Here is a 23,469-nt window from a genome sequence, read left to right as displayed (position 1 = left end):
GATGGATGAACGATGGCGCGCGAGGTCGGAGTGGTATCGCGGGAGACGCTGCTGGCCGGCAGCGGCCTCGATTTCCTGCGCGGCATGATCGAGGGCCAGCATCCCGGACCGCCCTTCGCCGATGCGATGGACTTCGATCTCGTCGAGGTCGAGGAGGGCAGGGTGGTCTTCGTCGGCCGTCCGTCAGCGCGCTTCTTCAACCCGCTCGGGACGATCCATGGCGGCTGGACCGCGACGATCCTCGATTCAGCCATGGCCTGTGCCACCCATGCGACGCTCAAGCCGGGCGAGGGCTACACCACGCTGGAGATGAAGGTGAACTATGTCCGTCCCGTCATGCCGGGCAGCGGCACGGTGCGCTGCGAAGGCAAGTTGATCCATCGCGGCGGCACGGTCGCGACGAGCGAGGGCCGGCTCCTCGACGAGCGCGGCAAGCTGCTCGCGCACGGCACCGAGACCTGCATGATCTTCCCGGTGAAGGCGGCGGGCTAGCGCCGGGTGATCGCGACCGCGCCGGCCACGATCAGCAGCGCGCCGGCATAGGTGGTGATCAGCGGAACCTCGCCGAAGACGAAGTAGCCGAGCAGGCTCGCCCAGATCAGCGCGGTGTATTCGAGCGGAGCGAGCCGCGACGCTTCGGCACGGGCGAAGGCGGAGGTCAGCGTCAGGTGGCCGGCGACGCCGAGCGCGCCGGCCGAGAGATAGACCATGAGGTCGCCGCCCGTCATCGGCACGAAGCTCAGTGCGGCGGGGATGGCGAGCAGCAGCGCCGGTCCGCAATTCTGGAAGACCACGATCACGGCCGGATGTTCCTTCATCGCGATCCGCCGCAGCAGGATCAGATTAAAGGCATAGGCGACGGCCGAGAACAGTGCGGCCGCGACACCGAGGCCCGCACCGCTGACATGTCCCTGCAGCCGCGGCCAGACCATCACCAGCATGCCGGCGACACCGAAGGCGAGCGCCTGGAAGATGCGTCCGTCCAGCCGCTCCTTGAGCAGGACGCCGCCAAGCAGCGCGACGAAGACCGGCGCGAGGAAGGAGAGCGTCAGCGCCTCCGCCAGGGGCAGAACCGAGAGCGAATAGAAGAAGCTGCCGGCGGTGAGCACCACCACCGGAACCCGGATCGCGTTGCCGATCAGACTGGCGCGCGTCGGCCTCGCCGGCCGCACGACAGCGAGGACGACGAGTGCGCAGAGTCCGCCCATGGCGAAGCGCATGAACAGCGCCACGATGAAGGGGTGCGCCTGCATCTGCGCCTTCACCACCGCATCCATGGCGGTGAGGAGCGCTATGCCCAGAGCGGCGCGAAAAGCCGGGCCGGGGGTCATGCCCGGGACGTCAGATTCAGGCGGAAGTGATATTCCCATGTTGCGGAGACGTCGGCGAGGTAGCGCTCGCCCGGCCAGCGCTGGAAGCCGAGCTTCTCGTAGAAGCGGTGGCCGCGCGCGAAGCGCGTATCCGACCAGAGCATCATCTCGGCGAAACCGCCCGCCCGGGCGAAGGCGACGGCCTCCGCGAAGAGCGCCTGTGCCAGCCCGGTCCCGCGGAAGGCCGGGTCGGCATAGACCTTGGTGATCTCGACCGCGTTCTGCCCGGGTACAGGCGCGACGCCGAGCGAGCCGGCGATGCCGCCTCCCGGCGCATCCGCGACCCAGAGCCGTCCCGCCTTTGCCGTGAACGCGCTCGCGGGGTTGCGAAGCTCCGGAAACTCGTCCCAGACAAAATGGCAGTTCGGATATTCGGCGAAACTTGCCGCGATCAGGGTGGCGAGCGGCTCGGAATCGTCGTCGCGGGCGGGACGAAGCGGAAGCTGTGGGCTGGTCATGGCGGATCGCTTAGGGCCAATCCCGACTGCGCGATAGAGGCTCGCGACGATCCTCCCCATGCCTCCAGCGCAGCAGAGCAGATGCAGCATCAGCCCGGTTCCGCCCCAGCTGAGTGCGGTGGAGGCCACGCAGTCGGCGCTTCCCCTTGGAAAACCCCGGAGGGCCGTCTAGGCCATGGTGTCGGCAGGCCCCCGCAGCATGCCTGAGTCGCCAAGCCTTTTCATTGCAAAGGCCAGCCGTCCATCGCCGCCAAGAGCCGAATGACATGAGTGACCTGGACGCCATGACAGAGACGAGATGACGGTTCTCCTGCCCTTCATCATCAATGCCGGGCTGAACTTCGTCCTCGGCCTGCTGGTCGCCTTCTTTCTCGGCCCGGCCGAGTTCGGCCGCTACGCCATCGGCGCCGCCATCATCGTCCTCGTCAATACGGCGCTGCTCGACTGGATCAGGCTCTCGGCGGTGCGCTTCTACTCGCTGAGGACGCGTGAGAGCGAGCCCGAGATCCGCGCCACGCTGGACGCCCTGATCGCTGGCGTCAGCATGACCCTGTGCGCACTCCTGATTGCCGCGGTCGTGGCCGGCATCGATTTCCGCATGCCCGCGATGATGCTGGCGGCATCGGTCCTGGCCGGCATCGGCGCGGGGCTCTTCGACTATCACGGCGCGATCGCCCGGGCGCGTTTCCTCGACGCCACCTATGCCAGGCTGGTGATTGTCAAGAACCTCCTGGCGCTGATCCTGATGGTCGGCGGCGCCTGGTTGACGCGCGACCCGACCGTCGTGTTGCTCGGCGGGCTGCTCAGCGCCGCCGCCGCGCTGATTTCGGTGCGCCGGGCGCTTGCCGATGCTCCGCTTTCGTTCTCCGCGGCGCGCCGCGACGTCGCCTGGAGCTTTGCCAAATACGCCCTCCCGCTCGTCGCAGGCAATGCGATCTATTCCCTGATCCCGCTGCTGAACCGCTCGCTGCTGGCTGGCGCGCATGGTTTCGCCGAGGCCGGCTACTTCTCGCTGGCCTCCGATATGGGCCTGCGCCTGTTCGGCGCCCTCAGCTCCACCCTCGAGATCGTCATGCTGCGGCAGGTGATCCGTCTGGACGAGACGCGCGGCCGGAGGGCTGCGCAGAAGCGGATCGCGGCCAACCTCGTCACCGTGCTGGCGGTGGCGTTGCCCGCTGCTGCCGGCTTCGCGATGGTTCTCCCGGCTTTCGATCGCCTCCTCGTGCCGCCGAGTTTCCAGGGCAGCTTCTCGACCTATATGGCGCCGCTACTGCCGGGTTTCGTCGCGCTCACGATCTTTCAGGCCGGCCTTTATCCTGCCTTCCTGCTGGAGAAGCGCACTCTGGTCGCGACGCTTGCGGCGGTCTTCGGGCTCTGCGCCAACATCGCCGTCGTCGCGGCCTTCGCGGCGTCTTCACCGATCGTCTATGCCACGGCCCAGACGGCAGCCTTCCTCGTCGTGCTCGTCATCACGGCGGTGGCGGCATTGCGTCTGCTGCCGGTGCTCCCGCCATGGCGCGATTGTGCCGCCGTCCTGCTTGCCGTGGCCGCCATGGCGGCCACGATCTGGCCTCTGCAGGGGCGCTTCGCGGCCGTGCCGGAACTCGCCTTGCAGGTCGCGCTCGGGGGGCTGGTCTATGGCGCCGTCATCCTGGCCTGTGACGTCGCGCGCTGGCGCACCATGCTGTTGCTCTGGTGGGCGGCGCGCCGCTCCCGGCGGCCCTGACCGGGCGAGCCTCCGCGGGGTGGGAAGGCGGTCGCTTCTGCAACGTTTCCTTCACCCTGTCCCTTTGGGGGACGATAAGGTTAATTCGTTGATTTCGCTGGTTTGATCGCTGTAGGGGCCGGCCAGAGTCAACGATTCACCATTCCTTTTAAGACGCTCCCGCAGGCTTTTCGAAGTCGATGTCGAGAGAGTTGCGTCATGCGTCCTGTCCTCTTCGTTCCGCTGCTCGTGCTGTCGGGAACGGCCGCCGCGCCTGGATCGGCGCTCGCCCAGAACTATCACTACCCCGCGCAGGCCGACCCGATGGTCACGGCCTCCACGGCGCGCGGCAACTACGGAGGCGGCTTCATCGAGATGCTCATGACCGGCCGCGATCCGACGCCGCAGGGGCGGGGCGGGGCCGTCTACAACCGGCCGGGCGGCAATTACGCCTATGGCCGCAATGTCAGGCAGCCGGCCGGCTACGAGGCGGACCCGTTTGAACAGGCGGCCGGACAGCGAGAGCCGGGCCGTCGCGTCGCGGCCCTGGGCCAGCCGATCGAGATGGAGCGTCCGATCGAGCGGGTCATCGATCCCCGCTTCCGCAAGCAGGACGTGGCCTATGACGGGCCGCACAAGCCCGGCACGATCATCATCGACACGCCGCAGCGTTTCCTCTTCCTGGTCCAGCCCAACGGGAGGGCTCTGCGCTACGGCATCGGTGTCGGCCGTCCGGGCTTCTCCTGGGCCGGCATGAAGACGGTGAGCCGCAAGGCCGAGTGGCCGAACTGGACGCCGCCACCCGAAATGCTGAAGCGCCGACCCGATCTGCCGCGCTTCATGCCGGGCGGCCCCGAAAATCCGATGGGCGCGCGGGCGATGTATCTGGGCTCGTCGCTCTATCGCATCCACGGCACCAACGAGCCGCACACGATCGGTCAGGCCGTGTCGTCGGGCTGCATCCGCATGACCAACGACGACGTCATCGACCTCTATGGCCGCGTGCGCGTCGGCGCGAAGGTGCTGGTGATCTGACGAGCCCCGTGGATCGTCTGTGAATACAAGAAACCCGCCCGGCTCGCGCCGGGCGGGTTCGTCATTTCGGACCGAAGGTACTCGACGGTCGGCCGTCAGGTCCAGCTGTCGTCGTCGCCGCCGTCGAACATGCTTGAGCCGTCGTCATAGCCCTCGTCGACGGGCTCTTCATGAGCGGCCTGCTGGTAGTTCGCCTCGTTCGAGGAGCCGTCGTCATAAGCTGCCGGCTGTGCGCCGGCGCCGTTGTCCTGGGCAGGCGCGCCGGCGTTGGTGTCCGCTGCGGGCTTGGCCTCGGCCGCCTTGGCCGCACCACCACCGAATGCGTTGGTCAGCACGCTGCCAAGCATCATGCCGCCGGCGACGCCCGCCGCCGTGGTCAGCGCGCTCGCCATGAAGCCGCCGCCACGTCCGGGAGGCTGCTGCGCCGGCTGGTTCGACCAAGGGCCGGGCTGCTGCGTAGCAGGGCCGGGCTGCTGGGCCGGTGCCGCCGCCATCGCGCCGGGCTGCTGCCGCGTCCAGGCCGCAGAGGGCGCGTCCTGAGAGCGCGGCGGGAAGGAGGGCACCGAGCCGGCACGCGGGGTGGGCTGGGCGCCGCCACCGAAGATGCCCGACAGGAAGCCGCCTGCCTGGGCGGGGGCCTCGGTCGGCCGGCTCTGCAACTCGCGCAGCTGCGCCTGGAGATCCTCGACCTGCGCCTGCAGATTGGTCAGGGCGGTTTCCTGGACATAGACGGCCTGCGCCATAGCGTAAGGCGCGTAGGGCTGCTCGCGCAGGCGCTGGGCGATGTAGTTTTCAGCCTCGGGGTCGCGGGGCTGGTTGGCCGCCTGCTTCAGGCGGTCGAAAATCCCGGCGATCACGTCGCGTTCTTGCGGCGTCATCGTCATCTCCTCTCATGTCGGACGGCGCGGATGCGCCGCCGACCAAGAGGTGGTGCGTGCATGTGACGGTATCAAGGCGCCGCGACAGGGCGCCCCCACGTCAGATGCTGCTCTCCGAGGTGAACTCGTCGAAGCTCTCGCCGGGCTCCGGCGTAAGCAGCTGGCCCCGGTTCAGCACGACGACGTTGGTGCCGGTGGGCACGCGACTGTGCAGGTCGATGATGTCCTGGTTGAACATGCGGATGCAGCCACTCGAGACGGATTTGCCGATCGACCAAGGCTCGTTCGTGCCGTGGATCCGGTAAAGCGTGTCGCGGTCGCCCTGGTAGAGATAGAGAGCGCGCGCGCCGAGCGGGTTGTCGATGCCGGCCGCCATGCCACCGGCCCAGGGGCCGTTCTTCTCGGGGTCGCGCGCGATCATCGCCGGCGTCGGCGTCCAACGCGGCCAGGCAGCCTTGCGGCCGACCGTGGCGCGACCGCGCCAGGACATGCCCTGCTTGCCGACGCCGATGCCGTAGCGGATCGCCCGGCCATTTTCTCGCACGAGGTAGAGATAGCGGTTGTCCGTGTCGACGACGATGGTGCCGGGCTGCTCGCGGGTCGGGTAGGCGACTTCCCTGCGCAGGTAGCGCGGATCGACCTCGCTGAGATCGGTTTCCGGCAGCGGGAACTGCTCGTCGGGACGCTCGCCATACATCGCCAGATATTCGGGGCTGATCTGCGGGCCTGCCCTGTGCGCCACTTCATAGGGCTGCTGCTGGGCGCTGACGCAAGCCGCCAGCAGCAGGGGCATCAGCAGGGCCGCCAGTCGTTTAAGGGGACGATCGAAGACGGAGGCGGCTGGGGCGGCGGCAGGCACGGCGGCGGACATGGGTTTGGCTCTGCTTTGTTCGATCTTGCGAAAACGGAGGATCAACGGCGGAAACAGGTTTGCGTTCCCACGAGAACGCATGACACCGTTTCAAGGCGGTGGACATGGCCGCGGGGTGAACATGACGTGGCGAAATGATGGCGGCGCGCGGCTGTGGCCCATCGGCAACAGACGCAGTCGCGGGCTTTGCGGCGACGCCAACCCCGAAGAATTCAGGCTCGACGGGGCGGGTGCCGGCCTTGCACCTCGACACCCGACGCATCCGCAAGGTTAAGCGATTATTCACGGCTTTGATTAAGTCTAAACTGAATCTGAGCGTCTTGCGCGGCGACTCGAGCATGAACCCCGATGCTCGGTCACGAATAGATCAGATGAGACGATGCCTATATTTGCGCCTCTTCGTGGCGCGCTGCCTGCCTATAAATCATTAAACCCGGCGTCGGCCGCATGTGATCGAATGTCCTGTGAAAGAATTCGGCCTCTGCTCCGGCGTCGCCACCGGATTGGCTCTCCATGAAAAAGATTGTGACTGCCGGCCTGCCGATCGCGACGCGCCTCGCCGTCGTCGGTGTTCTTTTCGTCGGCCTCGCCGTCGCCGCATCGGTGCTGGTTTCGCTGCAGGCTGCAGAAAAGGCGATGCGCGAGCGGGCCCAGGCCAGCCTTTCGGTCAACATCAACCTGCTGCGGGATCTCCTCGCGACCAAGGGCGAGCCGCGGCTCGAAGGCGACAAGCTGTTCTTCGGCAACGAACTTGTGAACGGCAATTTCGCGGCCGTCGACAAGGTCAAGGCACTCGCGGGCAGCACGGCCACGGTCTTCATGGGCGATGTTCGCGTCGCGACGAACGTGCAGAAACCGGACGGCTCGCGCGCCGTCGGCACCAAGCTCGCTCCGGGTGCGGCCTATGACGCCGTCTTCAAGCAGCGCGCCACCTATTCCGGTGCCGCCGATATCCTCGGTACGCCCTATTTCACGATCTACGAGCCGATCATCCAGAAGTCCGACAACAGCGTCATCGGCGTGCTCTATGTCGGCATCAAGCAGCAGGACTTCATGTCGGTGATCAGCGAGATGATCACCGGCAACATCATCGCCGGACTGGTTATTGCAGCCGTTGCCGGCGTGGCGCTCTTCCTGCTCGTGCGCCGGATGATGAAGCCTCTCGGCAGCCTCAAGGCGGCGATGGAGCGCCTTGCCGCCGGCGATCTGGCTTCCGTCGTGCCCAGCTTCCGCAGCGGCGAGTTCGCCGACATGGCGGGCGCCGTGGCGGTGCTGCGCAATGCCGCGATCGAGAAGGAGCGGCTCGAAGTCGAGGCGGCATCCCAGGCCAGCCTGATGGACGAAACCCGCCGCTCGACCGAGGAGCAGCGCCAGCTTTCCGCCCAGCAACGGCTGGAACAGGCGCAGCAACTCGAGAAGGTCGTCGGCGCGCTCGCGGACGGACTGGCCGAGCTGTCGCACGGCAATCTGACATATCGCATCGAGCTCGACCTGCCGGCCGACTACGTCAAGCTGCGCGACGATTTCAACGCCACGGTCGAGCGTCTGTCCTCGACGGTGAAGACGATCCAGGCCACGACGGCCGATGTCGGACTGGCGGCGCGCGAGATCAACACCGGCGCCGATGACCTGTCGAAGCGCACCGAGGAGCAGGCGTCGAGCCTGGAAGAGACGGCTGCGACGACCGAGGAGCTCGCGGCCTCGGTCAAGGCCACCGCCCAGGCCTCGCGCCAGGCGGCGGCCGTCGCCGACGAGGCGATGCAGGCGGCCCAGAGCGGCGGGCTGATCGCCGGCCAGGCCGTCGACGCGATGGCCCGCATCGAAGCGGCTTCGACCAAGATTTCCGACATCATCCGCGTGATCGACGACATTGCCTTCCAGACCAACCTGCTGGCTCTGAATGCCGCCGTCGAGGCGGCGCGTGCCGGCGATGCCGGCAAGGGCTTTGCCGTCGTCGCTTCCGAGGTGCGGACGCTTGCCCAGCGCTCGAGCGAGGCAGCCAAGGACATCTCGGCGCTGATCTCGTCCTCGAATGGCGAGGTCGGCGAGGGGGTCAAGCTGGTCCGCCAGGCCGGCGCGCAGCTGAGCCAGATCCTGGCATCGTCGCAGAAGGTTGCGGACACCATCGCCGAGATCTCGGCAGCCTCCGGCGAACAGGCCAGCGGCATCGACGAGATGAGCCAGGCCGTCGCCCATCTCGACGAGATGACCCAGGCCAATGCCGCATTGGCCGAACAGAGCGCCGCATCGGCCGGCTCGCTCACCGGCCGGATTGGGCAGCTCAACGACCTCGTCGCGGCCTTCCGGACCGGGTCGGAAGCGGGCGGTGCCGTCGTCGCCCACCGCCAGCCCGCACCGGCGGCCTCGGAACCTGCCCGCCTGCGCCGAATCGCTGAAGCCGCCTTCGTCCAGACCAGAGCCCCGGCCGCCACGCCGACGCCGCGCGCACCTGCCAGAAAGGTCGCCAACGGCCATGACGACACTGGCTGGGAGGAGTTCTGAGGTTCAGCCCGCGCGGCCCGCAGCGATCATGATTCCCGCCATGTGGCGGTAGACGGATGTCCAGGCACGCTCGAGCTGGGGTGTGAAGCCCCTGCCGAGCGAGGCCCGCAGCGTCCAGATCAGAGCCGCCTCGACGCTGGCGTAGTGTCGCTCCTCGACACCATAGCTGCGATGGTTGCGGCCGAGCTTGCGCAGCAGCGCGGTCAGGCCCTCGGGATCGCGCAGGGCCGCCATGGCGACGGTCAGTGTTTCCATCAGCTTCGCACTCTGTTCCGCGATCTCTTTCGTGAAGAGGGGCCTGACCTCGGGAGCGATCTCGAACAGGCGCCCGTAGAACATCGCCGCCGTCTCGACCTTGCGGCGATGCAGATGCGCGAAGCTCTCCCTGACCAGTTCGATGTCATGATCGGTCATGGCTGCTCTCCTGCGAAATTTCAGGCGATGCCATTGCGAACCGCTTCGTGTTCGCCGATTGGCCCGAGCATAGCATGAAGGCGCGCCGTTTCCTTTCATTGCGGTTACGCGGGCCGGCCCCGACCATCGACAGGCGCATGCCGGTTCCCCTATGGAAGGGCCTGTCGAACCGGCCGGACGGCGCGCATCTTGCCTGCCCTTTGGCCGCCACGGACGGGCCTGCATGGAGATGACGGATGAGCAGCAATCTGAGGATCGACGGCGCCAGGCTGGCGTCGCGGCTCACGGCACTCTCCGCCATCGGTGCGACCCCTGAAGGTGGCTGCCGCCGCCTGGCCCTGAGCGATGAGGACCGGCAGGGCCGCGACTGGCTCGTCGGCCAGATGAAGGATCTCGGGCTCGAGGTGAAGGTCGATGCGATCGGCAACGTCGTCGGCATCCTGAAGGGGCGCGAGCAAGGCGCCGCCGTCATCATGGGCTCGCACATCGACACCGTTGGCACCGGTGGCCGCTTCGACGGCGCGCTCGGTGTTGTCGCCGGCGTCGAGGTGCTGGCGACGCTGCGTGATGCCGGGTTGACGCCCAAGCGCGACATGGCCGTGATCGCCTTCACCAACGAGGAGGGCGCGCGCTTCCATCCCGACATGCTCGGCTCCTATGTCTGGGCCGGCGGTATGAGCGTCGCCGCCGCCCATGCCGAACTGGATGCCGACGGCGCGGTGCTCGGCACGGAATTGAAGCGCATCGGCTATGAAGGACCGGAACAGCCGGGCTTCCTGCCCGCTCATGCCTATCTCGAACTGCATATCGAGCAGGGCCCGGTGCTGGAGAGCGACGGCGGTGGGCTCGGCGCTGTGACCGGCATCCAGGGCATCTGCTGGCTGGAGCTGACGCTGAAGGGGCGGCCGAGCCATGCGGGCACCACGCCGATGGTCTACCGCAAGGACCCGGGCCTCGCGGCGGCGCGCATCAACATCTTCGCGAATGAACTGACCAAGACGATACCCGGCCAGCTCGCCAATTGCGGCGTCATCCGCGTGCAGCCGGCCAACGTCAATGTCGTCCCCGAGACGGTCACCATGACGCTGGACCTGCGCAACCCGCTCGATGCGCCGCTGGCGGAAGCGGAGGCCGCGGTCCGGGCATTCTGCGCCGAGCTTTCGGCCCGCGACGGCATCGAGATTTCCTTCCGCGATCTAGCCCGTTTCCCGGCGACGCCCTTCGCCGAGGAGCTGATCGCAGGCGTCGAGCAGAGCGCCGCGGAACTCGGTCTCCCGATCCGCCGGATGATCTCCGGCGCAGGCCACGATGCCCAGATGATGTCGCGGCTCTGCCCCACCGCCATGGTCTTCATCCCTTCGATCGGGGGCCTCTCGCACAATCCGGCCGAATTCAGCACCGACGAGGATATGGCCGCCGGTGCCAATGTCCTGCTGAGCGCGGCGTGGCGTGCCGCCAACGGCTGACGAGATCGGCCGCCTCCCGCGTTTTCCAGTCCTTCCGCTCTCAACGACAGGCTGTGTCCATGACGGCAATCGCATCGCTTTCGGCCGCCGAGCTCGGCCCGCTCTTCGCCAGCCGCGAACTCTCGCCCGTAGAGGTTGCGCAAGATGCGCTGGAGCGGATCGAGCGCTTCGAGCCGCAGATCAACGCCTTTGTGGTGCGCGATGCGCAGATCACGCTCGCCATGGCGGAGGCCTCGCAGGCGCGCTGGCTGAAGGGCGAGCCGCTCGGTCCGCTCGATGGCGTGCCCGTCACGATCAAGGACAATATCGGTGTCGCCGGCTGGCCGATGCGGCGCGGCTCGGCCGTGGCATCGGATGCCCCCTTTCCGGAAGACGCGCCGGCGACGGCAAGGTTGCGGGAGGCCGGAACGGTCTTCCTCGGCAAAACGACGATGCCGGAATATGGCTGGAAGGGTGTCGGCGACTCGCCGCTCTCGGGGATAACCCGCAATCCCTGGAACATCGCGACCGGTCCCGGCGGTTCCTCGGCCGGCGCAGCCTCCTGCGCGGCGCTCAACCTCGGCTGCATCCATATCGGCACCGACGGCGCCGGCTCGGTCCGCATCCCCGCGGCGTTCACGGGCGTGGTCGGCCTCAAGCCGACCTATGGCCGCGTTCCTGCCTGGCCGATCTCGACCATGGGCTTCCTCGCCCATCTCGGGCCCTTGACCCGCACCGTCGCGGACACGGCGCTCGCGATGAATGCGATCGGCCAGCCCGATGAGCGCGACATGACCGCGATGATCGTCCGCCCGCCCGACTATGTCGACGGCCTCAAGGGCGGGGTGAAGGGTCTGCGCATCGCCTGGTCGCCGAAGCTCGGCGGCAACGTGTCGGTCGATCCCGAGATCGCCGCGCTGACGCAAGCTGCCGCGATGGCATTCCGCGATCTCGGCGCCAGCGTCGAGGAGGTCGATCCGGGCTTCGACGATCCGATCGAGACGCTGATGGCGATCTGGTCGGCAGGTGCCGCACTCGCATTGCGCAGTGCCGGCCCGGCCGAGCGGGCTCGCATGGATCCTGGCCTCGTCGCCGTTGCCGAGCAAGGAGAGCGCGTTTCGGGCGCGAGCTACGTCGATGCGCTGTTGAACCAGCGCAATGCGCTTGCGCACAAGATGGCGCAATTTCATGCAGACTTCGATCTGCTGCTGACCCCGACCCTGCCGCTGCCGGCCTTCGATGTCGGCGCCAACACCCCCGCCCATGGCGGCTATGGCGATGACTGGACGCGCTGGACCCCCTTCACCTACCCCTTCAACATCACGCAGGCGCCGGCGGTCTCGCTGCCTTGCGGACTGACGAGCGCAGGCCTTCCGGCGGGGCTTCAGGTGGTCGGCGCCTTCGGGCGCGATGCGCTGGTGCTGCGCGCCGCGGCAGCCTTCGAGGCCGCGCGGCCCTTCGCGCGGATCGACGCGCCCGTCGGGGTGATCTGACGCGCGGTCGTCAACGCCGCGGTTCGACGAGGTCGATCAGGTTGGAGTGCGCCACGCGCTCCCGCGTCGTCGGGCTCAATTGGCGCAGCAGGTTCTGGACGCTCTCGAACTTGATCACCTCGCTGGCTTGCGAGCGATGGCTCGCATCGGTGCCGACGACGAAACGGTCCGGCTTGGCTTCGATCAGTTCGAGCCATTCCGGCCAGACGTGCTGGCCGTCGCGAAGGATCGTGTAGTCCGGCGCGCGCGGATGTCTCGGCCAGGTCCGGGCGCTGAGCTCATAAGTCAGGTTCGGGTGCCGTTCGAGCATCCGGCGGGCCAGGAACAGCGGCGTGTAGCCGCCATGCGCCCAGATGACCTGCACGTCGGGAAAGGCCTCGAGCAGGCTGGACAGTTCACGCATCCGGGTCGTTTCGATGTGGACGAGCACGGGGACGCGATGTTTGCGCGCCAACGCGAAGATGCCACGCATCGTCGCGCCGACCGGATCGAAATCCGTCTCGTTCAGGCCGGGCGAGGGGAAGTGCACGGCGGAGATTTCGCCGATGCCCTTGTAGATGCCTGAGGCCAGCCACTCGTCGAGCCGGGCGAGCAGCTTTGGATCGTCGCTGTCCCAGGCCGAACGGAAGAGCGACCGCTCGGGTGAGACCGAGACAAAGGGGATGAACAGCCCGGGATGGCGGCGGGTGACCTCGGCGATGGTTTCGTTGTCGCTGGCGCGGCCCCAGAAGATCACCGCGCGCGTCGCGCCGAAGCGCTGCATCAGGTCGAGCTGCATCGCCTCGTCGTTGAGGTGGACATGGCCGTCGATGAACGGGATGGTCGGCGTCGCCGGGTCCGGCTGGACGGCGGGCGCAGCGCTGGCGCGTCGTTGCTGGCGGCGTGACTCCTGCGCATCGGGCGCCTGAGCTTGGGCCGCGAAGCCGGCGAGTGTCGCCGCCAGCGCCATCCAAATGCCTCGCATCCGCTCCTCCCGTGACGACGCAGCGTCATGTCGGCACTACCATGACGAAGCACTTGGTTTCCAACGTTCCATCAGCGTCGCGGCATCGATTCGAGGCTCGCGCGAGGTCTCTGCCCTAACGAAAGGCAAGACCGCCTCCGCGATGATGCAGACCTCGCGGCCTTTCGCCCGGCGCGTCAAAATAATCTGGCCGGGCAAATCGGCATGCCGGAGAGCACATCACACGGAAAAGGCGTGAGCAGTTCCGTTTGGCACGAACCGTGCAGGCGGTCCGGCGCCTACGGGAGGCCCGCCAGACGAGTTGTCACGGCAGATTTTTTCTGCCCAAATTCGCGCCAGGGTCGCCCGTCAGAGGTTGCCGTTTCAGGGGAGAGATTGATGGATCGCAGAACATTTCTGAAAGCCGCCGCGAGTTCCGGCGCAATGGCCGCGGCCGGTGGGCTCGCGATGCCGGCCCTTGCGCAAGGCGCGGCGACGAAGACCCTGCGCTTCGTGCCTCAGGCCAATCTCGCCAACTTCGACCCGATCTGGGGGACGCAATACGTTGTCCGCAATGCGGCCCTGCTGGTCTGGGACACGCTCTACGGCATCGATTCCAAGTTCCAGCCGCAGCGTCAGATGGTCGAGAGCGAGACGGTCTCCGCCGACGGCCTGACCTGGACCTTCACGCTGCGCGACGGCCTGAAGTTCCACGATGGTGCGCCGGTGACGTCCAAGGACGTCGTGCAGAGCCTGAAGCGCTGGCAGGCGCGCGACCCGATGGGCCTGATGATCAAGGCGATCGAGGTCGAGCTGTCGCCCGTCGACGACAAGACGTGGAAATGGGTCCTCAACAAGCCCTATCCGAAGATGCTGCTCGCGCTCGGCAAGAACAACGCGCCCTGCACCTTCATCATGCCCGAGCGCATCGCCAAGACCGATCCGTTCACCCAGATCACCGAATACATCGGCTCCGGGCCGATGAAGTTCGTGCGCAGCGAATGGGTGCCCGGCGCCAAGGCGGTGTTCGAGAAGTTCGCCGACTACAAGCCGCGCACCGAGAAGGCCGACTGGCTGGCCGGCGGCAAGAACATGATGTTCGACCGCGTCGAATGGGTGATCATGCCCGATCCGGCGACGGCCGCGGCCGCGCTCCAGAACGGCGAGGTCGACTGGTGGGAGACCCCGCTGGCGGACCTCGTGCCGGTCCTCAAGAAGAACGCCAACATCAACGTCGATATCGGCGATCCCTTGGGCAATATCGGCGCCTTCCGCATGAACCACATGCACCCGCCCTTCAACAATGTGAAGGTGCGTCAGGCCGTCATGACGGCGCTGAACCAGGAAGACTACATGCGCTCGATCATCGGCGACGATGACAAGCTCTGGAAGCCGATGGCCGGCTTCTTCACGCCCGGCACCCCCCTCTACACCGAGGAGGGCGGCGATATCATGAAGAAGAAGAACGTCGCCGAGGCCAAGAAGCTCCTGGCCGAGTCCGGCTACAAGGACGAGCCCGTGGTCTGCGTCGTCGCGCAGGACATGGCGGCGACCAAGTCGATGGGCGACGTCACGGCCGAACTGCTCAAGAGCATCGGCATGAAGGTCGACTTCGTCGCGACCGACTGGGGCACCGTCGGCGCCCGCCGCGCCCAGAAGACGGCCCCGGGGCAGGGCGGCTGGAGCATGTTCCACACCTGGCATGCCGGCGCCGACTGCGTGAACCCGTCCTCCTACACGGCCGTGCGCGCCAATGGCGAAAAGGCCTGGTTCGGCTGGCCGGATGTGCCGTCGGTCGAGACCGAGGTGACCAACTGGTTCAACGCCAAGAACATGGAGGAGGAGAAGGCCGCGATGGGCCGCCTGAACAAGGCCGCCGTCGAGAACGTCGTCTATGTGCCGACGGGCTTCTATCTCGGCTACCAGGCCTGGCGGAAGAACGTCTCTGGCGTCACCAGCGGGCCCTTCCCGGTGCTCTGGGGCGTGTCGAAGGCCTGATGCCTGCGAGCGGGGGCGCGTTGCCGCCCCCGCATTGATCCGGGGTCGGCATCCTGCATGCCGATCCCGCCGCTTTCATTTCGCCGGGCCGAGCAAGAGCCCGGGGCAGTCAGACACCGGACCGAGTGAAAAAGGGCTAGAAAGCCGCAATGTTAGCCTTCATCGTCAGACGGATCATCACGACCATCCCTGTGATGGCATTCGTGGCACTGTTCGTCTTTTCTCTGCTTTACATCGCGCCGGGCGATCCGGCTGCGGTCATCGCCGGCGACCAGGCCTCGCCTGCCGACGTCGAGCGCATCCGCGCCAGCCTCGGTCTGGACCGTCCCTATCTTGTTCGCTTCGCCGAATGGGCCTTCCGCGTGCTGCAGGGCGACCTTGGCACCTCGATCTTCACCAACCTGCCGGTGACGCAGCTCATCGCCCAGCGTATCGAGCCGACACTGTCGCTGATGGTGCTGACGCTGATCTTCGCCGTGACGGTCGCCGTGCCGATGGGCGTCATCGCCGCCTGGAAGGCCGGAAGCTGGATCGACCGCGGCGCCATGGCCTTTGCCGTTTTCGGCTTCTCGGTGCCGGTCTTCGTCGTCGGCTATCTGCTGGCCTATGTCTTCGCGCTTCAGCTCGATTGGGTTCCGGTGCAGGGATATACGCCGCTGTCCCAGGGGTTCTGGCCCTGGTTCAAGAATCTGATCCTGCCGGCGGTGACGCTGGGCCTGGTCTATATCGCGCTGATCGCGCGCATCACGAGGGCGACAATGCTCGAGGTGATGCAGCAGGATTATGTCCGTACGGCCCAGGCCAAGGGCGTCGGTCAGCGTGACGTGCTCTTCCTCCACGCGCTCAAGAACGCCGCCGTTCCGATCGTCACGATCATCGGCATCGGCATCGCGCTTCTGATCGGCGGCGCGGTCGTAACCGAGAGCGTCTTCGCGATTCCCGGTCTCGGCCGGCTCACCGTCGATGCCATCCTGCGGCGAGACTATCCGGTCATCCAGGGCGTCGTGCTGATGTTCAGCCTCGTCTACGTCCTGGTGAACCTGCTCATCGACCTGACCTACACCCTCGTCGACCCGAGGATACGCTATTGACGATGCAAAGCTCCCTTCCGGCACCAGCCGCGCTGGCGGCTTCGCCCGAACCCGCGATCAAGCCGACGCTCGGTCGCTGGGTCCGCTTCCGGCGCTATCTGCGCCGTCACCCCTCCGTGCTGATCGGCGGCTCGCTGCTCACGCTGATGGCGCTGATCGGCATCTTCGCGCCGCTGCTCTGGACCGTCGATCCGACGGCGATCGCGACCTCCCGGCGGACCCGCGTGCCGTCCGAGCTCTATTGGTTCGGCACCGACATGCTTGGCCGCGACATCTACTCCCGCGTCGTCTATGGCGCGCGGGTCTCGCTCGTGGTCGGCTTCAGCGTGGCGCTTCTGTCCTCGGTGATCGGCCTCGCTGTTGGGCTCTTCGCCGGTTTCGTGCGCTGGGCTGACGGCGTCGTCATGCGGATCATCGACGGCATGATGTCGATCCCGCCGATCCTGCTCGCCATCGCGCTGATGGCGCTGACACGCGGCTCGATCCAGAACGTCATCATCGCGATCACCATTGCGGAGATTCCGCGCGTCGCCCGTCTCGTGCGCGGCGTCGTGCTGTCGCTGCGCGAGCAACCCTATGTCGAGGCCGCGATCGCCAACGGCGCCCGCACGCCGCGCATCATCCTGCGTCACATCCTGCCGAACACCTTCGCGCCGATGAGCGTGCAGGCGACCTATATTTGCGCCAGCGCCATGATCATCGAGGCGATCCTGTCGTTCATCGGGGCCGGCATCCCGCCGGCGACGCCGTCCTGGGGCAACATCATGGCGGAGGGACGCGCGCTCTGGCAGGTCAAGCCGCACATCATCCTGTTCCCGGCGATCTTCCTCTCGATCACCGTGCTCGCGGTGAACCTGCTCGGCGACGGCTTGCGCGACTCGCTTGACCCGAGACTGGCGAAGGCATTGTGACGGCGCCGCGGCATGTCTGGTGTCCATAGCAGCGCGTCTGCGCAGCGGAATTCGGGTGTCCCGGATCCGTCCTGCGACCTCGAGGTCCCGTCAGGCGAGAAGGTCGACCACCTTCTCGCCGGAGACCGCATCGGTGACGCCAAGTCCGCCGCCGAGGTCTTCCAAGGTGTCGCGGAAGCTGTCGAGCGTGGCGATCATCGGAGCGCGCGCCGCCTTGATCGCGTCGATATCCGCCCATTCGCCAATCAGGCAGTAGGATCGCTCGCCGGTCCTGATGATGTGCCCGTTGACGAGGCCAGGCCACCGCGCGTTGCCGTCGCGATGGGCTGCCAGAAAGTCCTCCTCCCGGCCCGCCTTGACGCGGAAACGGACGACATTGAACACGGTCATCGCTGTGCTCCCCCGCTTGCCTTCGCCGCAACAGGGCCAGGCCATCGCTTGGGGGCGCGGCCGCGGCCCGCCCGTCGAAGTTACGCCGCCACCCGGCTCGGCGCAATTGTCGTTTCCGTAACGTCATCGCGTTCCGGCTCCCGACGCGACGAAACGAGCCGGGTGAAAGCATAGCCATCATGACCCGCATCCTGACCATTGCCGCAGCCCAGCTCGGCCCGATCCAGCGCGACGAGAGCAGGGCGTCCGCCGTCGCCCGCATGATCGAGCTGATGCGCCAGGCCAAGAGCCACGGCGCAGATCTGGTCGTCTACCCGGAAGCGGCGCTCACCGCCTTCTTCCCGCATTGGTGGATCGACGATGAAGACGAGATCGACGGCTATTTCGAGAGCGCGATGCCGGGCAACGAAACCGCCCCGCTCTTCGAGGAGAGCAAGCGCCTCGGCGTCGGCTTCCACCTCGGCTATTGCGAGCTCGCCCATGAGGATGGCCGCAAGCGTCGCTTCAACACCGCGATCCTGGTTGACAAGTCAGGCTCGATCGTCGGCAAGTATCGCAAGATCCACTTGCCGGGCCACCCCGAGCACCGTCCCGAGGCTCCGTTCCAGAACCTGGAGAAGCGCTATTTCGAAACCGGCAATCTCGGCTGGCCGGTCTGGCGCACGATGGATGCCAATATCGGCATGATGATCTGCAACGACCGGCGCTGGCCGGAGAGTTACCGTTCGATGGGCCTGCAGGATGTCGAATTGATCGTGCTCGGCTACAACACGCCCAAGCACAATCCGCCGGCCCCGGACCATGACCGGCTTGGCAACTTCCACAACCAGCTCGTGATGCAGGCCGGCGCCTATCAGAACGCCACCTGGGTCGTCGGCGTCGCCAAGGCGGGCCCCGAGGCCGGCGTTGACCAGATCGGCGGCTCCTGCATCATCGCCCCGACCGGCGAGGTCGTGGCGCAAGCCGTGACCGAGGGCGATGAACTCGTCGTCGCCCGCTGCGACATGGACCTCGGCAAGAGCTACAAGAATTCGACCTTCAACTTCGCCAAGCACCGGGAGCCCCAGGCCTATGGCCTGATCGTCGAGCGCAAGGGCGCCGTGGGGCCGGTGTGACGACTCGACCTTTTGGCTGGTCATTCCGGGTGCGGCCTAGTCGCACCTGGGGCGCCGGCGTCTTGTTCTGAAATCGAAGTGACGGGCGGGAAAGCTCAATGACACATGATCTCATCCTGAAAGGCGGCCGGGTCATCGACCCCTCGCAGAAGCATGACGGCATCGCCGATGTCGCCTTCACCGACGGCAAGGTCTCCGGCTTCGGCAAGGATCTGAAGGGCGCGAAGGAGGTCCGCGATGTCTCCGGCTACATTGTCACGCCGGGCCTGATCGACCTGCACACCCATGTCTATTGGGGCGGCACCTCGCTCGGCATCGATGCCGACGAGTTCTGTCGGGTGTCCGGCGTCACCACCTCGGTCGACACGGGATCGGCCGGCCCTGGGAACTGGGCGGGCTTCCGCAAGCATGTCATCGAGAAGAGCCAGGCTCGCATCCTCGCCTATCTCCATGTCTCGCATGCCGGCATCTATGGCTTCGACCACCGCGTCATGGTCGGCGAGAGCGGCGATCTGCGGATGATGAACCCGATCGACTGCGTCGAGGTCGCCGACAAGAACCGCGACCTGATCGTCGGCATCAAGGTCCGTGTCGGCCTGCACGCCTCGGGCAACTCCGGCGCCGTGCCGCTCAACATCGCGCTGCAGGTCGCCAACGAAGTCGGCATGCCGCTGATGTGCCATATCGACCACCCGCCACCGTCCTACGAGGAGGTGGTCGACATGCTACGGCCGGGCGACGTGCTGACGCACGCCTTCCGCCCCTTCCCGAACGCGCCGTCGACCGCGCAGGGCACGGTCAAGCCCGAGGTCATGGCCGCCCGCAAGCGCGGCGTCATCTTCGATATCGGCCACGGCAAGGGCTCGTTCTCGTTCAAGACGACGCGCGCCATGCTCGCCAACGGCTTCGAGCCGGACGTGATCTCCTCGGACGTCCACAAGCTCTGCATCGACGGCCCGGCTTATGACCAGGTCACCACCATGTCGAAGTTCCTGGTCATGGGCATGAGCCTGAACAACGTCATCGCCGCCTCGACCGTGAATGCGGCGATGGCGCTGAAGCGCCCGGAGTACGGCTCGCTCAAGGTCGGCTCGCTTGGCGACGCCACGATCCTGACGGTGAAGGAAGGCAAGTTCGACTATGCCGACGTCACCGGCGAGCACATGACGGGCGACCGCAAGATCGTCTCCGAGGGCGTCGTGCTCAAGGGAGCGTGGTGGCATCCGAAGCGCACGAACAAGTTCAAGAAGGTCGCGGCCTGAACGCGGGTGTGTGCGTCATGCTCGGGACCGGCCCGAGCATGACGCCCAAGCCCGATGGCTGGACAGGCCCGAATGTCTGAAGCGACGTGGCGCCCGATGAACGCAACCGACCTGCCGGCTGTGCTGGCGGTCGCCGCGGTGGTGCACCCGGACTACCCCGAAGACGAAGCGGTCTTCGCCGAACGGCTGCGTCTGTTCTCGGATGGCTGCCTGGTGCTCGAAGGGCCCAGTGGCTTGCTCGGCTATGTCGTCGCCCATCCCTGGCATCGCGGCGCGCCGCCGGCGCTGAACACGTCGCTCGGCCACCTGCCGGATGCGCCGGGTGCCTTCTACATCCACGATCTCGCGCTGCTGCCGGCCGCGCGGGGAACCGGGGCAGGGCGCCTGATCCTCGAGCGCCTGGTGGCTCTGGCCCGTCAGGCGCAGCAACCGCGGCTGGCCTTGATCGCGGTCAACGACTCGTCCGGCTTCTGGCAGCGGCATGGCTTTCGCGAGATGCATGACCCCGCACTTGCCGCGAAGCTTGCGAGCTATGACGATGCCGCGCGCTATCTGGAACGCGAGCTTGAAGTCCCGGCGCCACCGGCGTCACCAACCAGAAACCATGAGGAAGACCAATGAGCGCCGAACAGAAACTCAAGGATCTGGGGCTGAGCCTGCCCACGCTCGCAGCGCCGATGGCCAACTATGTCCGCTTCAAGAAGGTGGGCGATCTCGTCTTTCTGTCGGGGCAGGGGCCGCGAAATCCCGATGGCTCGATCCCGAACGGCAAGGTCGGCAAGGAGTTCACCACCGAGCAGGCCTATGAATTCGCCAAGAACACAGGGCTCGGCCTGCTCGCGGCGATGAAGGAAGCGGCGGGTTCGCTCGACAAGGTCGAGGTCATCAAGCTGCTCGGCATGGTCAATGCCGTGCCTGAATACGGCGACCAGCCCAAGGTCATCAACGGCTGCTCGGACCTGCTCGTCGCGGTGCTGGGTGATAACGGCCGCCATGCACGTTCGGCTGTCGGCATGGGCTCGCTGCCTGGCAACATGCCCGTTGAGATCGAGGCGATCATCAAGGTGCTGCCGTGACCACGCCCGCCCAGGAAGCACTCAAGGCGGAGATCGCCCGCGTCTACGGCACGCCGGCCGTCGTCATCGACCTCGACAAGGTCGAGGCCAATATCGCCCGCCTGCAGGCGGTCTGCGATGCAGCCGGCGTTGCCAACCGCCCGCACATCAAGACGCATAAATCTCCCGAACTCGCCCGGCTCCAGATCGAGGCCGGCGCGCGCGGTATCACCTGCCAGAAGCTCGGCGAAGCCGAGGTCATGGCGGATGGCGGCATCGATGACATCCTGATCAGCTACAACATCCTCGGCGAGCAGAAGCTCGGCCGCCTCGGCCAGCTTCAGCGCCGGGTGCGGATGATCGTCGCCGCCGACAATCCCGTTACCATCGCCGGCCTTCCCGACGCGGCCGAGATCGCCGGCCGCGATCTCGAGGTCGTCGTCGAATGCGACACCGGCCGCCAGCGCGCAGGCGTGGAGACCCCGGGCGAAGCCGTCGAACTCGCGAAGCTGATCGCGGCCTCGAAGGGGCTTACCTTCGCGGGCTTCCTGATGTACCCGCCCGAGGACGGCTGGGCGCGCACGCAGACCTTCCTCGACACGGCCAATGCGGGCCTGCGCGACGCCGGGCTCGAGGCCGGCATCGTCTCGACCGGCGGCTCGCCCAATATCCCCAATATCGGCAAGCTCAAGGGCGCGACCGAACACCGCGCCGGCACCTCGATCTTCAACGATCGTATGCAGGTCGCGGCCGGCGTGGCATCGCTCGATGATTGTGCGCTCACGGTCTATGCGACGGTCGTGAGCCGCGCCGGGCCCGAGCGAGGCATTCTCGATTCCGGTTCGAAGACGCTGACGAGTGACTCGGGCGGTCTCGATGGCCATGGCCATATTCTCGAATACCCGGCGGCCAGGATCGCGAAGTTCGCGGAGGAGCACGGCTTCCTCGATCTGTCCGCCAGCAATGGCCGGCCCAAGGTCGGCGATGTCGTGCGCGTGGTGCCCAACCATGTCTGCGTCGTCGTCAACATGGTCGACCGGCTGGTGACGGTGCGCGGCGACAAGCTGGTCGGCGAATTGCCGGTCGCGGCGCGCGGCAAGCTCGGCTGAGCCTGACGATTTCGCGAGGAAACACCGCCGTCATCCCGGAGCCGCGCTGCTCGCAGTTTGTCCAGGATGACGGCGTGGTTCTGAGGGAAATGGGCGGGCGAGGCGGTTCGACGCTCAATTCTGGCTGATCTTGGAGCCCTTGAGCACGAGGTCGCGGCTCGATTTTGCGGTGAGGCGGCCGGATGCCTCGATCGTGATGTCGCGCCCCTTCAGCGTCGTGGTGCCGTCCTTCTTCAGGGTCAGTTCGGCGCCGCCGCTGTCCAGTCTCATGGAATCGGCGGCTTCGACGGTCAGAGTCTTGGCGACCTTGACCGTCATCTCCCGGCCAGCCTCGATCGCGAACGCCTTGTCGCTGTCCAGGCTCATCGAAACCGTCGCCGAGAGATTGCACTGGCGGCTGTCGAGCGCGATCTCCTGGCCGCCAGCCAGCTTGATCCGGCTGCCGGCGGAAACGGCGACGTTGGTGCCAGACGCGATCGACAGGGCCGTTCCGGCCTGGATCGACATCGCTCCTCCGCAGGTGATGCTCAGCCCCGCGGGCGCGGTGATGACGAGCGAGCCGCCGCTCGCGGAGATCATCTGCGTCAGTGCGCCAAGCTTGGCTTCCAGTGCCGCGATCCGGCGCAGCAGCGTGTCAGTGTCGCTCTCGGCCATGGCTTCCTCCCGCTTTGCCGCGCCAGTCGGTCACACCTCCGGATGGCGTGCGTTCCAGGCGGCTGCATACTCCGTACAGAGCCGGTCCAGCTCGTCCCGGTCCGTCACGCCCGCCGGCCGCCCCCGCGAGGGCGAGGCCTGTTGGAACGGGACGTAGCGCTGGTGCGCGACGCGCCACAGCCGGCGCAGTTCCGCCAGCGGATCGGGATGGTCGTCGACGCGGATGTCGAAACTCGGCACAGGCTCGCCCGACCAGATGCGGATCGCAGCCGATTGCCGGCCACGCTTATCGCCCCCGGCCTTCTCGCCGGCTTCGAGGGCGACCAGCAGCCGCTCGTCGAAATCGAGCGCCGAGGCTGCGATGTAGGCTTTCAGCGTCTGCTCGACCACCTCCGGGCCGGTGAGCATGTTGCCGGCGACCGAGACCTGCGGTCCGTCCACGGCCCCGGCCCATTCGATGCAGGCCGCGCCGGTATAGGCCGCGATCCGGCCCTCGCGGTCGATGACATGCAGCTGGCGATGCGCCCGGCCTTCATCAGCTGCGACCAGCGTCGCGACGATCTCGACCGCTGAGCGCCCTTCCTGGAGCAGCCGGTAGCCGTCGATGCCGAAAAGCGGGTTGACGAAAGCCTGCGTAGCGATCGCGCCGATGCGCCCGCCGCCATAGGGCACGCGCGAGCCGACCGCGAAAGCGCAGGTCGAGACGGCGACACCATAGGCTCCGGTGGCGGCGTCGCGCGCGACGATGGACCAGGTCATGCGATCGATCC

Annotated in this window: 23 protein-coding genes; 14 read left to right on the top strand and 9 right to left on the bottom strand. The window is 66.9% G+C overall.

Annotated elements, in window-relative coordinates; translation table 11 throughout:
• Nucleotides 1–12 precede the first annotated feature (12 nt).
• A complete protein-coding gene (locus tag VGN82_RS18740; protein WP_327528552.1) occupies nt 13–492 on the top strand; it encodes a PaaI family thioesterase in 480 nt (159 codons plus the stop codon).
• On the opposite strand, the gene VGN82_RS18735 is transcribed toward VGN82_RS18740, so the two are convergent.
• Nucleotides 489–1,331 (bottom strand): DMT family transporter, encoded by an 843-nt coding sequence (locus VGN82_RS18735; RefSeq protein ID WP_327528551.1) that lies wholly within the window; start codon nt 1,329–1,331, stop codon nt 489–491. The two genes, VGN82_RS18740 and VGN82_RS18735, sit on opposite strands and share 4 nt — an antisense overlap.
• The gene (locus VGN82_RS18730) at nt 1,328–1,828 is read right to left on the bottom strand and encodes a GNAT family N-acetyltransferase (RefSeq protein ID WP_327528550.1); all 501 of its coding nucleotides are present in this window, start codon (nt 1,826–1,828) and stop codon (nt 1,328–1,330) included. The genes VGN82_RS18735 and VGN82_RS18730 overlap by 4 nt, the downstream gene beginning before the upstream one ends.
• 298 nt (nt 1,829–2,126) lie before the next feature.
• Between VGN82_RS18730 and VGN82_RS18725 the strand changes: the two genes are divergently transcribed.
• Together VGN82_RS18725 and VGN82_RS18720 are read left to right on the top strand one after the other, a co-directional pair.
• A complete protein-coding gene (locus tag VGN82_RS18725; RefSeq protein ID WP_327528549.1) occupies nt 2,127–3,554 on the top strand; it encodes a lipopolysaccharide biosynthesis protein in 1,428 nt (475 codons plus the stop codon).
• Nucleotides 3,555–3,752: 198 nt separating this feature from the next.
• Complete coding sequence (locus VGN82_RS18720) at nt 3,753–4,568, top strand: L,D-transpeptidase (RefSeq protein ID WP_414644326.1); 816 nt, start codon at nt 3,753–3,755, stop codon at nt 4,566–4,568.
• 95 nt (nt 4,569–4,663) lie between these two features.
• Here the strand turns inward: VGN82_RS18720 and VGN82_RS18715 are convergent, their stop codons facing one another.
• Together VGN82_RS18715 and VGN82_RS18710 are read right to left on the bottom strand one after the other, a co-directional pair.
• Nucleotides 4,664–5,446 (bottom strand): DUF2076 domain-containing protein, encoded by a 783-nt coding sequence (locus VGN82_RS18715; protein ID WP_327528548.1) that lies wholly within the window; start codon nt 5,444–5,446, stop codon nt 4,664–4,666.
• A gap of 100 nt (nt 5,447–5,546) precedes the next feature.
• A complete protein-coding gene (locus VGN82_RS18710; protein ID WP_327528547.1) occupies nt 5,547–6,317 on the bottom strand; it encodes a L,D-transpeptidase in 771 nt (256 codons plus the stop codon).
• A 513-nt stretch (nt 6,318–6,830) separates the two neighbouring features.
• On the opposite strand from VGN82_RS18710, the gene VGN82_RS18705 reads away from it, so the two are divergent.
• On the top strand, nt 6,831–8,819 hold the full coding sequence (locus tag VGN82_RS18705; protein WP_327528546.1) for a methyl-accepting chemotaxis protein: 1,989 nt from the start codon (nt 6,831–6,833) through the stop codon (nt 8,817–8,819).
• 3 nt (nt 8,820–8,822) lie between these two features.
• On the opposite strand, the gene VGN82_RS18700 is transcribed toward VGN82_RS18705, so the two are convergent.
• On the bottom strand, nt 8,823–9,233 hold the full coding sequence (locus VGN82_RS18700) for a globin domain-containing protein (RefSeq protein ID WP_327528545.1): 411 nt from the start codon (nt 9,231–9,233) through the stop codon (nt 8,823–8,825).
• A gap of 236 nt (nt 9,234–9,469) precedes the next feature.
• Between VGN82_RS18700 and VGN82_RS18695 the strand changes: the two genes are divergently transcribed.
• Entirely contained in the window at nt 9,470–10,699 is a 1,230-nt protein-coding gene (locus VGN82_RS18695; protein WP_327528544.1) for a M20 family metallo-hydrolase, read from the top strand.
• A gap of 59 nt (nt 10,700–10,758) precedes the next feature.
• Nucleotides 10,759–12,171 carry an amidase gene (locus tag VGN82_RS18690; RefSeq protein WP_327528543.1) on the top strand — a complete coding sequence of 471 codons (1,413 nt, stop codon included), beginning with the start codon at nt 10,759–10,761 and terminating at the stop codon, nt 12,169–12,171.
• Between the two features lie 10 nt (nt 12,172–12,181).
• On the opposite strand, the gene VGN82_RS18685 is transcribed toward VGN82_RS18690, so the two are convergent.
• Entirely contained in the window at nt 12,182–13,135 is a 954-nt protein-coding gene (locus VGN82_RS18685) for an amidohydrolase family protein (protein ID WP_327528542.1), read from the bottom strand.
• A gap of 378 nt (nt 13,136–13,513) precedes the next feature.
• Here VGN82_RS18685 and VGN82_RS18680 point away from each other — a divergent pair, with 378 nt between their 5' ends.
• From VGN82_RS18680 to VGN82_RS18670, 3 genes are all read left to right on the top strand, one after another.
• Nucleotides 13,514–15,112 carry an ABC transporter substrate-binding protein gene (locus VGN82_RS18680; RefSeq protein ID WP_327528541.1) on the top strand — a complete coding sequence of 533 codons (1,599 nt, stop codon included), beginning with the start codon at nt 13,514–13,516 and terminating at the stop codon, nt 15,110–15,112.
• A 149-nt stretch (nt 15,113–15,261) separates the two neighbouring features.
• Nucleotides 15,262–16,203: an ABC transporter permease gene (locus tag VGN82_RS18675; protein ID WP_327528540.1), complete on the top strand. Its 942-nt coding sequence runs from the start codon at nt 15,262–15,264 to the stop codon at nt 16,201–16,203.
• A gap of 2 nt (nt 16,204–16,205) precedes the next feature.
• The gene (locus tag VGN82_RS18670) at nt 16,206–17,114 is read left to right on the top strand and encodes an ABC transporter permease (RefSeq protein WP_327528539.1); all 909 of its coding nucleotides are present in this window, start codon (nt 16,206–16,208) and stop codon (nt 17,112–17,114) included.
• 90 nt (nt 17,115–17,204) lie between these two features.
• Here VGN82_RS18670 and VGN82_RS18665 read toward each other — a convergent pair whose 3' ends face one another.
• Nucleotides 17,205–17,504: a putative antibiotic biosynthesis monooxygenase gene (locus VGN82_RS18665; protein ID WP_327528538.1), complete on the bottom strand. Its 300-nt coding sequence runs from the start codon at nt 17,502–17,504 to the stop codon at nt 17,205–17,207.
• A gap of 179 nt (nt 17,505–17,683) precedes the next feature.
• On the opposite strand from VGN82_RS18665, the gene VGN82_RS18660 reads away from it, so the two are divergent.
• The 5 genes from VGN82_RS18660 (at nt 17,684) to VGN82_RS18640 (ending at nt 22,045) form a co-directional block, all read left to right on the top strand.
• Nucleotides 17,684–18,619 carry an N-carbamoyl-D-amino-acid hydrolase gene (locus tag VGN82_RS18660; RefSeq protein ID WP_327528537.1) on the top strand — a complete coding sequence of 312 codons (936 nt, stop codon included), beginning with the start codon at nt 17,684–17,686 and terminating at the stop codon, nt 18,617–18,619.
• A 98-nt stretch (nt 18,620–18,717) separates the two neighbouring features.
• Nucleotides 18,718–19,881 (top strand): amidohydrolase/deacetylase family metallohydrolase, encoded by a 1,164-nt coding sequence (locus VGN82_RS18655; protein WP_327528536.1) that lies wholly within the window; start codon nt 18,718–18,720, stop codon nt 19,879–19,881.
• Nucleotides 19,882–19,935: 54 nt separating this feature from the next.
• Nucleotides 19,936–20,502 carry a GNAT family N-acetyltransferase gene (locus tag VGN82_RS18650; protein WP_327528535.1) on the top strand — a complete coding sequence of 189 codons (567 nt, stop codon included), beginning with the start codon at nt 19,936–19,938 and terminating at the stop codon, nt 20,500–20,502.
• On the top strand, nt 20,499–20,957 hold the full coding sequence (locus tag VGN82_RS18645; protein ID WP_327528534.1) for a RidA family protein: 459 nt from the start codon (nt 20,499–20,501) through the stop codon (nt 20,955–20,957). Before VGN82_RS18650 ends, VGN82_RS18645 begins: the two co-directional genes overlap by 4 nt.
• A complete protein-coding gene (locus VGN82_RS18640) occupies nt 20,954–22,045 on the top strand; it encodes a D-TA family PLP-dependent enzyme (protein WP_327528533.1) in 1,092 nt (363 codons plus the stop codon). The genes VGN82_RS18645 and VGN82_RS18640 overlap by 4 nt, the downstream gene beginning before the upstream one ends.
• Before the next feature lie 114 nt (nt 22,046–22,159).
• On the opposite strand, the gene VGN82_RS18635 is transcribed toward VGN82_RS18640, so the two are convergent.
• Both VGN82_RS18635 and VGN82_RS18630 read right to left on the bottom strand, forming a co-directional pair.
• The gene (locus VGN82_RS18635) at nt 22,160–22,699 is read right to left on the bottom strand and encodes a DUF2345 domain-containing protein (protein ID WP_327528532.1); all 540 of its coding nucleotides are present in this window, start codon (nt 22,697–22,699) and stop codon (nt 22,160–22,162) included.
• Nucleotides 22,700–22,729: 30 nt separating this feature from the next.
• On the bottom strand, nt 22,730–23,458 hold the full coding sequence (locus VGN82_RS18630) for a DUF1028 domain-containing protein (RefSeq protein ID WP_327528531.1): 729 nt from the start codon (nt 23,456–23,458) through the stop codon (nt 22,730–22,732).
• Nucleotides 23,459–23,469: the final 11 nt, after the last annotated feature.

Source organism: Allobosea sp. (genome assembly GCF_035999205.1).
Taxonomy (GTDB): Bacteria; Pseudomonadota; Alphaproteobacteria; order Rhizobiales; family Beijerinckiaceae; genus Allobosea.
Note: the sequence above shows the minus strand (reverse complement) of the source record. Positions and strands in the feature narration are given on the sequence as shown.

Coding starts and splice junctions, on each gene's coding strand:
- VGN82_RS18650 (WP_327528535.1), top strand. CDS start 19,936: ATGGCTGGACAGGCCCGAATGTCTGAAGCGACGTGGCGCCCGATGAAC.
- VGN82_RS18725 (WP_327528549.1), top strand. CDS start 2,127: ATGACGGTTCTCCTGCCCTTCATCATCAATGCCGGGCTGAACTTCGTC.
- VGN82_RS18675 (WP_327528540.1), top strand. CDS start 15,262: ATGTTAGCCTTCATCGTCAGACGGATCATCACGACCATCCCTGTGATG.
- VGN82_RS18715 (WP_327528548.1), bottom strand. CDS start 5,446: ATGACGCCGCAAGAACGCGACGTGATCGCCGGGATTTTCGACCGCCTG.
- VGN82_RS18700 (WP_327528545.1), bottom strand. CDS start 9,233: ATGACCGATCATGACATCGAACTGGTCAGGGAGAGCTTCGCGCATCTG.
- VGN82_RS18710 (WP_327528547.1), bottom strand. CDS start 6,317: ATGTCCGCCGCCGTGCCTGCCGCCGCCCCAGCCGCCTCCGTCTTCGAT.
- VGN82_RS18660 (WP_327528537.1), top strand. CDS start 17,684: ATGACCCGCATCCTGACCATTGCCGCAGCCCAGCTCGGCCCGATCCAG.
- VGN82_RS18730 (WP_327528550.1), bottom strand. CDS start 1,828: ATGACCAGCCCACAGCTTCCGCTTCGTCCCGCCCGCGACGACGATTCC.
- VGN82_RS18680 (WP_327528541.1), top strand. CDS start 13,514: ATGGATCGCAGAACATTTCTGAAAGCCGCCGCGAGTTCCGGCGCAATG.
- VGN82_RS18645 (WP_327528534.1), top strand. CDS start 20,499: ATGAGCGCCGAACAGAAACTCAAGGATCTGGGGCTGAGCCTGCCCACG.
- VGN82_RS18720 (WP_414644326.1), top strand. CDS start 3,753: ATGCGTCCTGTCCTCTTCGTTCCGCTGCTCGTGCTGTCGGGAACGGCC.
- VGN82_RS18735 (WP_327528551.1), bottom strand. CDS start 1,331: ATGACCCCCGGCCCGGCTTTTCGCGCCGCTCTGGGCATAGCGCTCCTC.
- VGN82_RS18695 (WP_327528544.1), top strand. CDS start 9,470: ATGAGCAGCAATCTGAGGATCGACGGCGCCAGGCTGGCGTCGCGGCTC.
- VGN82_RS18630 (WP_327528531.1), bottom strand. CDS start 23,458: ATGACCTGGTCCATCGTCGCGCGCGACGCCGCCACCGGAGCCTATGGT.
- VGN82_RS18670 (WP_327528539.1), top strand. CDS start 16,206: ATGCAAAGCTCCCTTCCGGCACCAGCCGCGCTGGCGGCTTCGCCCGAA.
- VGN82_RS18655 (WP_327528536.1), top strand. CDS start 18,718: ATGACACATGATCTCATCCTGAAAGGCGGCCGGGTCATCGACCCCTCG.
- VGN82_RS18685 (WP_327528542.1), bottom strand. CDS start 13,135: ATGCGAGGCATTTGGATGGCGCTGGCGGCGACACTCGCCGGCTTCGCG.
- VGN82_RS18690 (WP_327528543.1), top strand. CDS start 10,759: ATGACGGCAATCGCATCGCTTTCGGCCGCCGAGCTCGGCCCGCTCTTC.
- VGN82_RS18740 (WP_327528552.1), top strand. CDS start 13: ATGGCGCGCGAGGTCGGAGTGGTATCGCGGGAGACGCTGCTGGCCGGC.
- VGN82_RS18665 (WP_327528538.1), bottom strand. CDS start 17,504: ATGACCGTGTTCAATGTCGTCCGTTTCCGCGTCAAGGCGGGCCGGGAG.
- VGN82_RS18705 (WP_327528546.1), top strand. CDS start 6,831: ATGAAAAAGATTGTGACTGCCGGCCTGCCGATCGCGACGCGCCTCGCC.
- VGN82_RS18635 (WP_327528532.1), bottom strand. CDS start 22,699: ATGGCCGAGAGCGACACTGACACGCTGCTGCGCCGGATCGCGGCACTG.